The sequence below is a fragment of the Streptomyces catenulae genome (assembly GCF_000718015.1).
Lineage (GTDB): Bacteria > Actinomycetota > Actinomycetes > Streptomycetales > Streptomycetaceae > Streptomyces > Streptomyces catenulae.
The window spans coordinates 169,192-183,487 of sequence record NZ_JODY01000001.1 but is presented as its reverse complement, the minus strand read 5'-3'; the positions used below and the strand labels follow the sequence as shown (position 1 = coordinate 183,487).

Sequence of the window (14,296 nt, the reverse complement as noted above, 5' to 3'; positions counted from 1 at the left end):
GAGCCCGCTCATGCGCCTGGCGGTCATAGGCGGCGGCGCCGCGGCGGTCAGCCTGCTCGACAGCATGCTGCGCCACGCCGGGAGAGACGCCGCGTTCGACATCACGGTCCACGAAGGGGCGCGGCAACTGGCCACCGGCCGCGCCTACCGCCCCGACCTGGACTGCGCACTGGTCAACCGCGAGGCCGGATTCATGTCGGTACGGTGCGCCGAGCGGGATCACTTCCTGCGCTGGCTGCACCGCCAACCCCGGTACGCGGCAACGCCGTTGGCGAACCTGCCGCCCGACGCGTACGTCCCGCGGCGGGTCTACGGCGAGTATCTGGTGGACCACTGGGCGGCCTGTCTGCGCGAGGCCCGGCGCCGGGGCTGGACGGTGACGGTGGTGCCGGAGTTCGCCACCGTCGCCAAGGCGTCCGCCGCGGAGGTCATGATCCGCGGCGCCGCCTCCCTCACCCACGCCGACCGGGTGGTGCTCTGCCCGGGCAGCGGACCACCGGCCGACCCCTACGGGCTGGCCGGTGCCCCCGGCTTCCACCCCGACCCGTACCCGCTCTCCGCGGTGCTGCCCGAGATCGCCGAGGACGCCCATGTCATGGTCCTCGGCACCGGGCTGTCCGGCGTGGACGTCGCGCTGGGGCTGCTGCACCGGGGGCACCGCGGCCGGATCACGATGACCTCACGGCACGGTCTGCTGCCCGGCGTCCGCGCCCGGCACCGCCCGTTCACCCTCACCCATCTGACGCCGGAGGCGATATCCCGCCAACTGGAGCGCTCCGGCTCGCTCGGGCTGCGCGACACCTTCGCGCTGCTCCGGGACGAACTGGCCGCGGCGGGCACCGATCTGGCCGCCGAGACCGCGCCCCGCCCGGCGCACGACCGGCTCCGCTCCGAACTGGCCCGGCTGGACGGCAATCCGTACCAGACGATCGCCACGACGGCGCTGCGCGATGTCCGCGAGAGTGTGTGGACGGCGTGGGGCGACCGTGAGAAGCGGGTGTTCCTGCGCCGCTTCCACCCGCTCGCCAAACCGCTGTACAACCCGATGCCGCCGCCGACCGGCCGACGGCTGCTGGCGGCGATGGAGAGCGGCCAGCTGACGGTCCGCCACGGAACGGCCGGGGTCCGCGCCCGGGCGGGCGGCGGCTTCGAGGTGGTCCACGAGGGCAGGGCCGGACGCGCCGACGTCGTGGTCGACGCCACCCGCACCGGGCTCGCCACCACCGGCCCGCGCGCCGCCCCGCTGCTGCGCTCGCTGGCGGAGGCGGGCCTGGTGGTCCGCAATCCGCACGGCGGGCTGCTGATCGACCCGGCGACGAACGCCCTGCGCCCGGCCGCCGGGCAGTCCCCGGGGCGGCTGTACGCGCTGGGCGACCTCACCTCCGGCGATCTCTTCTACGCCGGATCCATGTACATGATCAACGTCCGGGCGGAGCTGATCGCCCGCGAACTGGTCGCCACCGCGCTCTGAGCGGGCGTCCCCACGCCGAACGGCCCCGCACCGGAAGATTCCGGTGCGGGGCCGCTGCGGTGTCCGGGGCGCCCCGGACGGGAGGTTCTAGAGACCCGCCGCCTTGCGGAGCGCGTCGACGCGGTCGGTGCGCTCCCAGGTGAAGTCGGCGTCCGCGCGGCCGAAGTGGCCGTACGCCGCGGTCTCCGCGTAGATCGGACGGAGCAGGTCGAGGTCGCGGATGATCGCGGCCGGACGGAGGTCGAAGACCTCGCCGATGGCCTGCTCGATCTTGTCGGTGTCGACCGTGGCGGTACCGAAGGTCTCGACGAAGAGACCGACCGGCTCGGCCTTGCCGATGGCGTACGCCACCTGGACCTCGCAGCGGGCCGCGAGACCGGCCGCGACGACGTTCTTGGCCACCCAGCGCATCGCGTACGCGGCGGAACGGTCGACCTTCGACGGGTCCTTGCCGGAGAACGCGCCACCGCCGTGGCGGGCCATGCCGCCGTAGGTGTCGATGATGATCTTGCGGCCGGTCAGCCCGGCGTCACCCATCGGGCCGCCGATCTCGAAGCGGCCGGTCGGGTTCACCAGCAGGCGGTAGCCGTCGGTGTCCAGCTTGATGCCGTCCTCGACCAGCTCCTTGAGGACGTGCTCGACGACGAACTCGCGGATGTCGGGTGCGAGCAGCGAGTCGAGGTCGATGTCGCTGGCGTGCTGCGAGGAGACCACGACGGTGTCGAGGCGGACGGCCTTGTGACCGTCGTACTCGATGGTGACCTGGGTCTTCCCGTCGGGGCGCAGGTAGGGGATGGTGCCGTTCTTGCGGACCTCGGACAGGCGGCGGGAGAGCCGGTGCGCGAGGAAGATCGGCAGCGGGAGCAGCTCCGGCGTCTCGTCGCACGCGAAGCCGAACATCAGGCCCTGGTCGCCCGCGCCCTGCTTGTCCAGCTCGTCTTCCTGGTCACCGGCGGCACCCTCGACGCGGGCCTCGTACGCCGTGTCGACACCCTGGGCGATGTCCGCGGACTGCGCGCCGATGGAGACCGAGACGCCGCAGGAGGCGCCGTCGAAGCCCTTCTTCGACGAGTCGTAGCCGATGTCGAGGATCTTGTTGCGCACAAGGCTGGGGATGTCGGCGTACGCCTTCGTCGTCACCTCGCCGGCCACATGGACCAGGCCGGTGGTGATCAACGTCTCGACGGCGACCCGGGAGGTGGGGTCCTCCTTGAGGAGGGCGTCGAGAATCGTGTCGCTGATCTGGTCAGCGATCTTGTCGGGGTGGCCCTCGGTGACGGACTCCGAGGTGAAGAGGCGGCGGGACACATCGCTCCCTGGGGTTGCAGCGGCTGCTGGCTGATCATTTGGCGGAGGGGCTCGAGAGCTGCGCTCGGCCCGATCCGCTGGCCAGTTTATCGGTCGTGTGCGAGGTTCGGACACTCAGTCTCGATTTGTGGATCCGTCGCGACCTGGCACACCACGGCCCACAGAGGGACGATCAGCCGTACGGCCCCGCTGGTCAAGAGGGCCCGCACCGGTCCCGCGGGCCCACGGGACCGGTGCGGCAGGCGTCTCAGGAGCCGTCGGCGGTGGCCGCGAACCGGCCCGCGACGAGGTCCCACACCGTGTCTGCCAGCGCTTCCTTCGGTCCGTGCGGCACCGGTGTCTCGGAACCGTCCGTGGCGAGGATCACGGCCTCGTTCTCGGCCGACCCGAAGGTCTTGTGCTCCCCCACCTCGTTGACGACCAGCAGGTCACAGCCCTTGCGGGCGAGTTTGGTGCGGCCGTTGGCGAGAACGTCGTCGGTCTCGGCGGCGAATCCGACAACAATCTGGCCGCGGTTGGGCCGGTCGGCGGACAGCTCGGCGAGGATGTCCGGATTGCGGACCAGGGTGACCGGTTCCGGCTCCTGCCCGTCCTTCTTCTTGATCTTCCCGGTGGCGTACTCCGACGGCCGGAAATCGGCCACCGCCGCCGCCATCACGACCGCGTCGGCGTCGCCCGCCGCCGCCAGCACCGCCTCCCGGAGCTGGACGGCGGTGCCGATCCGTACGACGTCCACGCCCGCCGGGTCCGGCAGCTCGGTGTTGCCCGCGACCAGCGTGACCCGCGCCCCGCGCGCGGCAGCCGTCGCGGCGAGGGCGTAGCCCTGCCGCCCCGAGGAGCGGTTGCCCAGATAGCGGACCGGGTCCAGCGGCTCGCGGGTGCCGCCCGCGCTGACGACGACATGCCGCCCGGCCAGGTCCGCGGTGGCCGCCCGCGGGCCGCGGGCCAGCACCCGGCGGCACAGCTCGAAGATCTGGGCCGGGTCCGGGAAGCGGCCCTTGCCGGTGTCGACGCCAGTGAGACGGCCGACCGCGGGCTCGATGACCAGCGCGCCGCGGCGCCGCAGCGTGGCGACGTTCTCCTGGGTCGCGGGGTTCTCCCACATCTCGGTGTGCATCGCGGGCGCGAAGACCACCGGGCAGCGCGCGGTGAGCAGGGTGTTGGTCAGCAGGTCGTCGGCGATGCCGTGGGCCGCCTTGGCCAGCATGTCGGCGGTGGCGGGCGCGACCACCACGAGGTCGGCGCCCTGCCCGATGCGGACGTGCGGGACCTCGTGGACCGACTCCCACACCTCGGTGGTGGCCGGGTTGCCGGAGAGGGCCGACCAGGTGGCCTCGCCGACGAAGTTCAGACTGGCGGCAGTCGGCACGACCCGGACGTCGTGCCCCGACTCGGTCAGCCGCCGCAGCAGCTCACAGGCTTTGTACGCGGCGATGCCACCGCTGACGCCCAGTACGACCCTGGGCTTCGCACGCTCCTGCTTGTCCATCGCTTCGCTGCTCCCCGAGCTAGGTCCGGATCGCCCCGTGGCGGCGGCCGGACGCCGTCCGCCCGCGGCGGGTGTGCCCCTATGACACACCAAGGGCCCGGCAGTCGCGCTGCCGGGCCCTTCGTGGTGGTGCGGTGCTTACTGCGCGGGGCCCTCGATGGCCTCGGAGGTCAGCAGACCCGCGTTGATCTCGCGGAGCGCGATCGACAGGGGCTTCTCGTGGACGTGGGTGTCGACGAGCGGACCGACGTACTCGAGCAGACCCTCGCCGAGCTGCGAGTAGTACGCGTTGATCTGACGCGCACGCTTCGCCGCGTAGATCACGAGGCTGTACTTCGAGTCGGTGGCCTCAAGGAGCTCATCAATCGGCGGGTTGATGATGCCCTCGGGCGCGGTGATGGAAGAGGACACTCTCTGCCTTCCGAAGGGGTGTGAAGCCGGTGGTGAAGCAAAAACTCTGGCGGGTGTCGGGGAGATCCGCGGTGTCAGCCTGCGGTCTTTCCGTCCCCATTACGCCGCAGCATCAAGGCTAGCAGCTCACGGCTGACGCCCTCGACGGAGGTGTTGACGAGCGTCACATCGAATTCCTTCTCCGCGGCCAGCTCGATACGCGCGGCGTCCAGTCGGCATTCGATCACGTCGGGAGCCTCGGTGCCGCGCCCGGTGAGGCGGCGGACCAGCTCGTCCCAGCTCGGCGGGGCGAGAAAGACGAGCTGCGCCTCCGCCATCGATTCGCGCACCTGGCGGGCGCCCTGGAGATCGATTTCCAGCAGGACGGGCTCGCCCGACTCCAGCCGGTCGAGCACCGCGCGGCGCGGGGTGCCGTAGCGATTACCCGCGAATTCCGCCCATTCCAGGAGTTCACCGTTGGCGATCATCTTGTCGAATTCCTCGTCGTCGACGAAGAAGTACTGAACGCCGTGCTGTTCTCCGGGACGGGGCTTACGGGTCGTCGCCGAAACCGAGAGCCAGATCTCGGGGTGCACCTTGCGCAGATGGGCGACGACCGTGCTCTTACCGACCCCCGAGGGGCCGGAGAGCACGGTCAGTCGCGGACGAGCGTCCGGGGGCACGGGGGTCGTCCCCCGGGATGTTGCAGCCATGCAGCGATTATTCCAGCTTCCGGGCTGTGCCGGAAAACTCAGGAAGCCGAGCCGCTGAACTCCCGCTCCAGAGCGGCGATCTGGTTGGAGCCCAGACCGCGTACGCGGCGGCTCTCGGAAATACCCAGGCGCTCCATGAGCTGCTTGGCGCGGACCTTGCCCACGCCGGGCAGCGATTCGAGGAGCGCCGAGACCTTCATCTTGCCGATGACCTCGTTGCCCTGGCCCGCCTCGATGACCTCGTGGAGGGTGACGCCGGAGTTTTTGAGCCGATTCTTGACCTCTGCGCGCTCCCGGCGAGCCGCGGCGGCCTTCTCAAGCGCAGCTGCGCGCTGTTCAGGGGTAAGGGGCGGAAGAGCCACGCCTACGTCACCTCGGATGTAGAACTGTCGGATACGGACCGGTGTGGAACCTAGTCGCCCCGCACGGGCGGAGCAACGAGCAACGCTCTTACGTGCGGTGCTCTCGTCGGAGACTAGCGGCCGACAGCGCTTGAGTCAGCGAGAACAAGCGAAAAGTCCTGGTCAGACTCTGCTGACCAGGACAAATCCGGACTAAACCTACCGCTGGGCCTCCTGCTGATCGATTGCCGCCCGCACCTCGTCGGCGCACCGGGCCGCCGCGTCCCGCAGCGCGCCGGTGTCCGGACCGTGCCGCAGCACCCCCCGGCTGACGCTCGGCAGCACGTTGCGGACCGCGTCCCCGAAGACCGTGGGCAGGTCGGCGGGGGTCGCGCCCTGGGCGCCGATGCCGGGCGCCAGCAGCGGACCGTTGATCGCCAGATCGAAGGCGGAGAGATCGCCGAGGGTCGCCCCGACGACCGCGCCGTACGAGCCCAGGCCCTCGGCCGTGGCGTTCTCCTCGGCGAGGTGGCCCAGGACGGTGGCGGCGACGCTCCGGCCGTCCTCGCGCACCGCCCGCTGGAACTCCGCGCCCTCCGGGTTGGAGGTCAGCGCGAGCGCGAAGACGCCGCAGCCGTGGGTGGCGGCCAGGTCCAGGGCCGGGCGGAGCGAGCCGTAGCCGAGGTACGGGCTGACCGTGACCGCGTCCGAGAAGAGCGGCGACGCCGGGTCGAGGTGGGTGGCGGCGTAGGCGGCCATGGTGGAACCGATGTCGCCGCGCTTGGCGTCCATCAGGACGAGCGCACCGCGCTCGCGCGCCTCGGCGACGGCGGTCTCCAGGACGGCGAGCCCGCGGGAGCCGAAGCGCTCGAAGAACGCGGACTGCGGCTTGAGGACCGCGACGCGGTCGCCGAGCGCCTCGACGACGGTGCGGGTGAAGCGGGCCAGCCCGGCGACGTCGTCGTTGAGCCCCCAGTCGGTGAGGAGGGAGGCGTGCGGGTCGATCCCGACGCAGAGCGGGCCGCGCTCGTCCATGGCGCGGCGCAGGCGCGCGCCGAAGGGGGTGGGTGCCTGGGTCATGCGGTCACCTGCTTGTGCTCGGCGCCGACCGCGTCGGCGAGGGTGGCGTAGGGGCTGTTGCGCAGCCGGGCGGCGAGCCCCTTGTGGAGCGCGCGGCACCAGAAGGGACCCTCGTAGATGAAGGCGCTGTAGCCCTGGATCAGGGTGGCGCCGGCGAGGATGCGCTGCCAGGCGTCCTCGGCGGTGGTGATGCCGCCGACGCCGACGAGGGTGATGCGGTCGCCGACGCGGGCGTAGAGGCGGCGCAGCACCTCCAGGGAGCGGTCCCCGACGGGCGCGCCGGAGAGCCCGCCGACCTCGTTGACCAGCGCCGGGTCGGACTTCAGGGCCGGGTCGCGGGCGATGGTGGTGTTGGTGGCGATGATGCCGTCCAGGCCCAGTTCGAGGGCGAGGTCGGCGACCGCGTCGATGTCCGCGTCGGCGAGGTCCGGGGCGATCTTGACCAGCAGCGGGACCCGGCGGTCGGTGACCGTACGGTCGGCGGCCTCGCGGACGGCGGTCAGCAGCGGGCGGAGGTGGTCGACCGCCTGGAGGTTGCGCAGCCCCGGGGTGTTCGGGGACGAGACGTTGACGACGAGGTAGTCGGCGTGGGCGGCGAGGCGTTCGGTGGAGGTGACGTAGTCGCCGATCGCCTCCTCCTCGGGGACCACCTTGGTCTTGCCGATGTTGACGCCGAGGGTGGTGCGGAAGACCGGGGTGCGGGCGGCGAGGCGGTCCGCGACGGCGGCCGAACCGTCGTTGTTGAAGCCCATGCGGTTGATCAGCGCGCGGTCCGGGACGAGCCGGAAGAGGCGCTTCTTCGGGTTGCCGGGCTGCGGCTGCGCGGTGACGGTGCCGATCTCGACGTGGTCGAAGCCGAGCATCGCCATGCCGTCGATGGCGGTGGCGTTCTTGTCGAAACCGGCGGCGAGGCCGAACGGGCCGTGCATCCGGCGGCCGAGCGCCTCGGTGCGCAGCTCCTGGTAACGGGGCGCGAGCGCCGCCGCCACGAAGGTCCGCAGGACGGGTGTGCGGGCGGCGCGGCGGATCCAGCCGAAGGCCAGGTGGTGGGCCTTCTCGGGGTCCATGTGCTGGAAGATCAGGCGGAAGAAGGTGCGGTACATGGTGGTGTCCTCGTGGGGCTCCGGAGCGGCGGCGGTCATGACGAGGGGGACACCGGTGTGCGGTGTCCCCCTCGTGGGCCCGGCGTCAGTCGCGGGCGGCGGTCAGATGCTCCGCGTGCTCCTGGAGGGAGCGGACCCCGATGTCGCCGCGGGACATCGCCTCGATGCCCTGGACGGCGGCGGCGAGCGCCTGGACGGTGGTCAGGCAGGGCACGCCCCGGGAGACCGCCGCGGTGCGGATGTCGTAGCCGTCGAGGCGGCCACCGGTCCCGTAGGGGGTGTTGACGATGAGGTCGACGTCGCCGTCGTGGATCAGCTGGACGATCGTCTTCTCACCGTTCGGGCCCTCGCCCTCGGAGTGCTTGCGGACCACGGTGGCGGCGATGCCGTTGCGGCGCAGCACCTCGGCGGTGCCGGAGGTGGCGAGCAGTTCGAAGCCGTGGGCGACCAGCTCCCGGGCGGGGAAGATCATCGCCCGCTTGTCCCGGTTGGCGACGGAGACGAACGCCCGGCCCTTGGTGGGCAGCGCGCCGTACGCGCCGGACTGCGACTTGGCGTAGGCGGTGCCGAAGAGCGAGTCGATGCCCATGACCTCGCCGGTGGAGCGCATCTCCGGGCCGAGGACGGTGTCCACGCCGCGCCCGGAGGCGTCCCGGAAGCGGGACCAGGGCATGACGGCTTCCTTGACGGAGATCGGCGAGTCCAGCGGCAGCGTGCCGCCGTCGCCGGTCTTCGGCAGCATGCCCTCGGCCCGCAGCTCGGCGACGGTGGCGCCGAGGGAGATCCGGGCGGCGGCCTTCGCCAGCGGCACCGCGGTGGCCTTCGAGGTGAAGGGCACGGTGCGCGAGGCGCGGGGGTTGGCCTCCAGGACGTAGAGGATGTCACCGGCCATCGCGAACTGGATGTTGATCAGTCCGCGGACCCCGACGCCCTTGGCGATGGCCTCGGTGGAGGCGCGCAGCCGCTTGATGTCGTGGCCGCCGAGGGTGATGGGCGGCAGGGCGCAGGCCGAGTCGCCGGAGTGGATTCCGGCCTCCTCGATGTGCTCCATGACGCCGCCGAGGTACAGCTCGGTGCCGTCGTAGAGGGCGTCGACGTCGATCTCGATGGCGTCGTCCAGGAACCGGTCGATGAGGACCGGGTGCTGGTCGATGAGACCGGCGTGGCGGGTGAGGTACTCGCCCAGCGACGGCTCGTCGTAGACGATCTCCATACCGCGGCCGCCCAGCACGTACGAGGGGCGGACCATGACCGGGTAGCCGATCTCGGCGGCGATGGTCCGTGCCTCGTCGAAGGAGAAGGCGGTGCCGTACTTGGGGGCGGGCAGCCCCGCCTCGGAGAGGACCCGGCCGAACGCGCCGCGCTCCTCCGCGAGGTCGATGGCCTCCGGGGAGGTGCCGACGATCGGCACGCCGTTGTCCTTGAGCGCCTGCGCCAGGCCCAGCGGCGTCTGGCCGCCGAGCTGGACGACGACACCGGCGACCGGTCCGGCCTGCTGCTCGGCGTGGACGATCTCCAGGACGTCCTCCAGGGTGAGCGGCTCGAAGTAGAGCCGGTCGGAGGTGTCGTAGTCGGTGGAGACAGTCTCCGGGTTGCAGTTGACCATCACGGTCTCGTAGCCCGCGTCGCTGAGCGCGAAGGAGGCGTGGACGCAGGAGTAGTCGAACTCGATGCCCTGGCCGATGCGGTTCGGGCCGGAGCCCAGGATGATCACCGCGGGCTTCTCGCGCGGGGCGACCTCGCTCTCCTCGTCGTAGGAGGAGTAGAAGTACGGGGTCTTCGCGGCGAACTCGGCGGCGCAGGTGTCGACCGTCTTGTAGACCGGGCGGATGCCGAGGGCGTGGCGGACCTCGCGGACGACGTCCTCGCGCAGGTCGCGGATGCCGGCGAGCTGGGCGTCGGAGAAGCCGTGCCGCTTCGCCTCGGCGAGGGTGGTGGCGTCCAGCTGGTCGGCGGCGGCGATCTCGTCGGCGACCTCCTTGAGCAGGAAGAGCTGGTCGACGAACCACGGGTCGATCTTCGTGGCGTCGAAGACCTCCTCGGGCGTGGCGCCCGCGCGGATCGCCTGCATGACGGTGTTGATCCGGCCGTCGGTCGGAACCTGGGCCTTGACCAGCAGCTCGTCCTTGGCGCCCGGCTCACCGGTGAAGGTGAACTGGCTGCCCTTCTTCTCCAGCGACCGCAGCGCCTTCTGGAGCGCCTCGGTGAAGTTGCGGCCCAGCGCCATGGCCTCGCCCACCGACTTCATGGTGGTGGTGAGGGTGGCGTCCGCGGCGGGGAACTTCTCGAACGCGAAGCGGGGGACCTTGACGACGACGTAGTCGAGCGTGGGCTCGAAGGACGCCGGGGTCTCCTCGGTGATGTCGTTGGGGATCTCGTCGAGGGTGTAGCCGACGGCGAGACGGGCGGCGATCTTCGCGATCGGGAAGCCGGTGGCCTTGGAGGCGAGCGCCGAGGAGCGCGAGACCCGCGGGTTCATCTCGATGACGATCACCCGGCCGTCCTCGGGGTTGACCGCGAACTGGATGTTGCAGCCGCCGGTGTCCACGCCGACCTCGCGGATCACGGCGATGCCGATGTCCCGCAGGATCTGGTACTCGCGGTCGGTCAGCGTCATCGCCGGGGCGACGGTGATCGAGTCGCCGGTGTGGACGCCCATCGGGTCGAAGTTCTCGATGGAGCAGACGACCACGACGTTGTCGTTCTTGTCGCGCATCAGCTCCAGCTCGTACTCCTTCCAGCCGAGGATGGACTCCTCCAGGAGCACCTCGGTGGTCGGGGAGAGCGTGAGGCCCTGACCGGCGATGCGGCGCAGCTCCTCCTCGTCGTGGGCGAAGCCGGAACCGGCGCCGCCCATGGTGAAGGAGGGGCGGACGACGACGGGGTAGCCGCCCAGCTCGTCGACGCCCTGGAGGACGTCCTCCATGGAGTGGCAGATGTACGAGCGCGCGGACTCGCCGTGGCCGATCTTGCGGTTGACCGCCTCGACGACGCCCTTGAAGAGGTCGCGGTCCTCGCCCTTGTTGATCGCCTCGACGTTGGCGCCGATCAGCTCGACGCCGTAGGTGTCGAGGGTGCCCGCCTCGTGGAGGGAGATCGCGGTGTTGAGGGCCGTCTGGCCGCCGAGGGTCGGCAGCAGCGCGTCCGGGCGCTCCTTCGCGATGATCTTCTCGACGAACTCCGGGGTGATCGGCTCGACGTAGGTGGCGTCGGCGATCTCCGGGTCCGTCATGATCGTGGCGGGGTTGGAGTTGACGAGGATGACGCGCAGGCCCTCGGACTTGAGGACCCGGCACGCCTGGGTGCCGGAGTAGTCGAACTCGGCTGCCTGACCGATCACGATCGGGCCGGAGCCGATGACCAGGACGGACTGGATATCGGTGCGCTTAGGCACGCTGGCCCTCCATGAGCGTAACGAAGCGGTCGAAGAGGTACGCCGCGTCGTGCGGGCCCGCGGCGGCTTCGGGGTGGTACTGGACGGAGAACGCCGGCTGGTCGAGGAGGTGCAGGCCCTCCACGACGTTGTCGTTCAGGCAGACGTGGGTGACCTCGGCGCGGCCGTAGGGCGTGTCGGAGACCTGGTCGAGCGGCGCGTCGACGGCGAAGCCGTGGTTGTGCGCGGTGACCTCGACCTTGCCCGTCGTACGGTCCTGGACCGGCTGGTTGATGCCGCGGTGGCCGTACTTCAGCTTGAAGGTGCCGAAGCCGAGGGCGCGGCCGAGGATCTGGTTGCCGAAGCAGATACCGAAGAGCGGCGTCTTCCGCTTCAGGACCTCCCGCATGACCGCGACGGGGCCGTCGGCGGTGGCCGGGTCGCCCGGACCGTTGGAGAAGAACACGCCGTCGGGGGCGACCGCGTAGACGTCCTCGGCGGTGGCGGTGGCGGGCAGCACATGCACCTCAATGCCGCGCTCGGCCATCCGCTGCGGGGTCATGCCCTTGATGCCGAGGTCGACGGCGGCGACCGTGAAGCGCTTCTCGCCGACCGCCGGGACGACGTACGTCTCCTCGGTGGCGACCTGGACGCTCAGGTCGGCACCGGCCATCTCGGGCGCCTGGCGGACCTTGGCGAGCATGGTGCCCTCGTCGGGCAGCGCGTCGCCGGAGAAGATGCCGACCCGCATCGCACCGCGCTCGCGCAGGTGGCGGGTGAGGGCGCGGGTGTCGATGCCGCTGATGCCGACGACACCCTGGGCGACGAGCTGCTCGTCCAGGGAGCGCTTCGCCCGCCAGTTGGACGGCACCCGGGCGGGGTCGCGGACGACGTAGCCCGCCACCCAGATCCGCTGCGACTCGTCGTCCTCGTCGTTGACGCCGGTGTTGCCGACGTGCGGGGCGGTCATGACGACGACCTGGCGGTGGTACGAGGGGTCGGTCAGCGTCTCCTGGTAGCCGGTCATGCCGGTGGAGAACACCGCTTCGCCGAAGGTCTCCCCCACGGCCCCGTAGGCGCGACCGCGGAAGCTGCGGCCGTCCTCCAGGACGAGTACGGCGGGGATTTTGGTCCCCCTGGTGGAGGTCGTCATCGTGCGCCTTCCGTTCCGTTGTGCTCGGTGGTGCTGGTGGTGTGGTGGGGGCTGAGGCGGTTGATCGCCTCGACCCAGGCGGGGTGGTCGGCGGCCCGGTCGGAACGGAAACCGGAATCGATCTCCGTGTCGCCGTGCACCCAGGTGACGATCAGCAGACCGCCCTCGGGGAGGACCTTTCCGGCGATGCCCTTGTCGAGGCGGGCGCCGCGCAGGGCGTCCACCGGGACGAAGAAGTCGGTGGCGCCGGGGCGGACGACGTCCAGCCCCTGCTCGGTCAGGGTCAGCTCGACACGGCTGCGGGTGCCGAGGCCCTGGGCGACGATCCGGTCGAGCCACTGCCCGGCGGTGGTCGAGCCGTGGTAGCGGCCGGACGCGGTCAGCAGGGCCTCGCCCGGGTCATCAGGGCTGGTCGGAAGCGCGGGCAGGCCGTTCTGGAGCGTGCCGCGCCACTTCCAGCCCTGGCGCATCAGCCAGTAGACGAGCGCGATGAACAGCAGGAGTCCGACGACCCAGCCGATCCGCGCGGCCCAGTCGGTGACCTCGGCGGACTTCTGTGCCGCTGCGGAGATGAGGAGTTGAGGAGTCACGCCAGCTTCCCGTCGACGACCGTTGCCCGGCCCCGCAGGAAGGTGTGGGTGACGCGACCCGGCAGCTCACGGCCCTCGTAGGGGGTGTTACGGCTGCGGGAGGCGAAGCCCGCGGGGTCCACGACTCCACGGTAAGCGGAATCGTGCAGCGTGAGGTTGGCGGGCTCACCGACCGAGACGGGGCGACCGTGTCCGGTGAGACGGCCGATGTGCGCCGGGCGGAAGGACATCCGGTCGGCGACGCCCGCCCAGTCCAGCAGCCCGCTGTCGACCATCGTCTGCTGGACGACGGAGAGCGCGGTCTCCAGGCCGACCATGCCCATGGCCGCCGCGCCCCACTCGCAGTCCTTGTCCTCGTGCGGGTGCGGGGCGTGGTCGGTGGCGACGCAGTCGATGGTGCCGTCGGCGAGCGCCTCCCGCAGCGCCAGCACATCGGCCTCGGTGCGCAGCGGCGGGTTGACCTTGTAGACCGGGTTGTAGCTGCGGACCAGCTCGTCGGTGAGGAGGAGGTGGTGCGGGGTGACCTCGGCGGTGACGTTCCAGCCCTTGGACTTGGCCCAGCGGACGATCTCGACGCTGCCCGCGGTGGAGAGGTGGCAGATGTGGACGCGGGAGCCGACGTGCGCGGCAAGCAGCACATCGCGGGCGATGATCGACTCCTCGGCGACGGCGGGCCAGCCGCCCAGGCCCAGCTCCGCGGAGACCAGGCCCTCGTTCATCTGGGCGCCCTCGGTGAGCCGCGGCTCCTGGGCGTGCTGGGCGACGACACCGTCGAACGCCTTCACGTACTCCAGGGCGCGGCGCATGATGACCGCGTCGTCGACACACTTGCCGTCGTCGGAGAAGACCCGCACCCCGGCGCGGGACTCGTGCATCGCGCCCAGCTCGGCGAGCTTCTTGCCCTCCAGGCCGACGGTGACGGCGCCGATCGGCTGGACGTCGCAGTAGCCGGACTCCTGGCCCAGCCGCCAGACCTGCTCGACGACGCCCGCGGAGTCGGCGACGGGGAAGGTGTTGGCCATCGCGTGGACGGCGGTGAAGCCACCGGCCGCCGCCGCCTTGGTACCGGTCAGCACGGTCTCGGAGTCCTCGCGGCCCGGCTCGCGCAGATGGGTGTGGAGGTCGACGAGGCCCGGCAGCAGGATCTGGCCGTCGGCCTCGACGACGCGGGCGCCGTCGGCGCTCAGGCCCGTACCGATCTCGGCGACGGTCTCGCCGTCGATCAGCACGTCCTGCGGCTCGCCACCGAGGATCTTCGCCCCGCGGATCAGGGTCTTGCTCATGG

The 14,296-nt window shown here is 71.2% G+C and carries 12 protein-coding genes; 1 reads left to right on the top strand and 11 read right to left on the bottom strand.

The genetic code is table 11. The features are described 5' to 3' along the window. Positions 1–10 precede the first annotated feature (10 nt). On the top strand, positions 11–1,471 hold the full coding sequence (locus IF23_RS0100795; RefSeq protein ID WP_030278598.1) for an FAD/NAD(P)-binding protein: 1,461 nt from the start codon (positions 11–13) through the stop codon (positions 1,469–1,471). Between the two features lie 87 nt (positions 1,472–1,558). On the opposite strand, the gene metK is transcribed toward IF23_RS0100795, so the two are convergent. The 11 genes from metK to IF23_RS0100740 all read right to left on the bottom strand — a co-directional run bounded on the left by metK (position 1,559) and on the right by IF23_RS0100740 (position 14,294). Next, complete coding sequence (metK, locus tag IF23_RS0100790; RefSeq protein WP_030278597.1) at positions 1,559–2,779, bottom strand: methionine adenosyltransferase; 1,221 nt, start codon at positions 2,777–2,779, stop codon at positions 1,559–1,561. Positions 2,780–3,026: 247 nt separating this feature from the next. After that, complete coding sequence (coaBC, locus tag IF23_RS0100785; RefSeq protein WP_037676955.1) at positions 3,027–4,268, bottom strand: bifunctional phosphopantothenoylcysteine decarboxylase/phosphopantothenate--cysteine ligase CoaBC; 1,242 nt, start codon at positions 4,266–4,268, stop codon at positions 3,027–3,029. 138 nt (positions 4,269–4,406) lie between these two features. Then, entirely contained in the window at positions 4,407–4,679 is a 273-nt protein-coding gene (gene rpoZ, locus IF23_RS0100780) for a DNA-directed RNA polymerase subunit omega (protein WP_005319902.1), read from the bottom strand. A 74-nt stretch (positions 4,680–4,753) separates the two neighbouring features. Continuing rightward, positions 4,754–5,371, bottom strand: coding sequence for a guanylate kinase (gene gmk, locus IF23_RS34570; RefSeq protein ID WP_051739052.1), 618 nt, complete (start codon positions 5,369–5,371; stop codon positions 4,754–4,756). A 38-nt stretch (positions 5,372–5,409) separates the two neighbouring features. Further along, positions 5,410–5,733, bottom strand: a complete 324-nt coding sequence (gene mihF / locus IF23_RS34565) for an integration host factor, actinobacterial type (RefSeq protein WP_030278594.1) — start codon at positions 5,731–5,733, stop codon at positions 5,410–5,412. A gap of 198 nt (positions 5,734–5,931) precedes the next feature. Continuing rightward, positions 5,932–6,792: an orotidine-5'-phosphate decarboxylase gene (gene pyrF / locus IF23_RS0100765; protein WP_030278593.1), complete on the bottom strand. Its 861-nt coding sequence runs from the start codon at positions 6,790–6,792 to the stop codon at positions 5,932–5,934. Next, positions 6,789–7,895 carry a quinone-dependent dihydroorotate dehydrogenase gene (locus IF23_RS0100760; protein ID WP_030278592.1) on the bottom strand — a complete coding sequence of 369 codons (1,107 nt, stop codon included), beginning with the start codon at positions 7,893–7,895 and terminating at the stop codon, positions 6,789–6,791. The genes pyrF and IF23_RS0100760 overlap by 4 nt, the downstream gene beginning before the upstream one ends. An 85-nt stretch (positions 7,896–7,980) precedes the next feature. Continuing rightward, on the bottom strand, positions 7,981–11,289 hold the full coding sequence (carB, locus tag IF23_RS0100755; protein ID WP_030278590.1) for a carbamoyl-phosphate synthase large subunit: 3,309 nt from the start codon (positions 11,287–11,289) through the stop codon (positions 7,981–7,983). Further along, a complete protein-coding gene (carA, locus tag IF23_RS0100750; protein ID WP_030278588.1) occupies positions 11,282–12,421 on the bottom strand; it encodes a glutamine-hydrolyzing carbamoyl-phosphate synthase small subunit in 1,140 nt (379 codons plus the stop codon). Before carA ends, carB begins: the two co-directional genes overlap by 8 nt. Continuing rightward, on the bottom strand, positions 12,418–13,011 hold the full coding sequence (locus tag IF23_RS0100745) for a PH-like domain-containing protein (protein ID WP_030278586.1): 594 nt from the start codon (positions 13,009–13,011) through the stop codon (positions 12,418–12,420). The genes carA and IF23_RS0100745 overlap by 4 nt, the downstream gene beginning before the upstream one ends. Further along, entirely contained in the window at positions 13,008–14,294 is a 1,287-nt protein-coding gene (locus IF23_RS0100740) for a dihydroorotase (protein WP_030278584.1), read from the bottom strand. The genes IF23_RS0100745 and IF23_RS0100740 overlap by 4 nt, the downstream gene beginning before the upstream one ends. Between the last annotated feature and the right edge of the window lie 2 nt (positions 14,295–14,296).

Excerpts from the sequence above, each read along its gene's own strand:
- coaBC (WP_037676955.1), bottom strand. The coding sequence starts at position 4,268 with ATGGACAAGCAGGAGCGTGCGAAGCCCAGGGTCGTACTGGGCGTCAGC.
- IF23_RS0100740 (WP_030278584.1), bottom strand. The coding sequence starts at position 14,294 with ATGAGCAAGACCCTGATCCGCGGGGCGAAGATCCTCGGTGGCGAGCCG.
- IF23_RS0100760 (WP_030278592.1), bottom strand. The coding sequence starts at position 7,895 with ATGTACCGCACCTTCTTCCGCCTGATCTTCCAGCACATGGACCCCGAG.
- gmk (WP_051739052.1), bottom strand. The coding sequence starts at position 5,371 with ATGGCTGCAACATCCCGGGGGACGACCCCCGTGCCCCCGGACGCTCGT.
- pyrF (WP_030278593.1), bottom strand. The coding sequence starts at position 6,792 with ATGACCCAGGCACCCACCCCCTTCGGCGCGCGCCTGCGCCGCGCCATG.
- IF23_RS0100795 (WP_030278598.1), top strand. The coding sequence starts at position 11 with ATGCGCCTGGCGGTCATAGGCGGCGGCGCCGCGGCGGTCAGCCTGCTC.
- carA (WP_030278588.1), bottom strand. The coding sequence starts at position 12,421 with ATGACGACCTCCACCAGGGGGACCAAAATCCCCGCCGTACTCGTCCTG.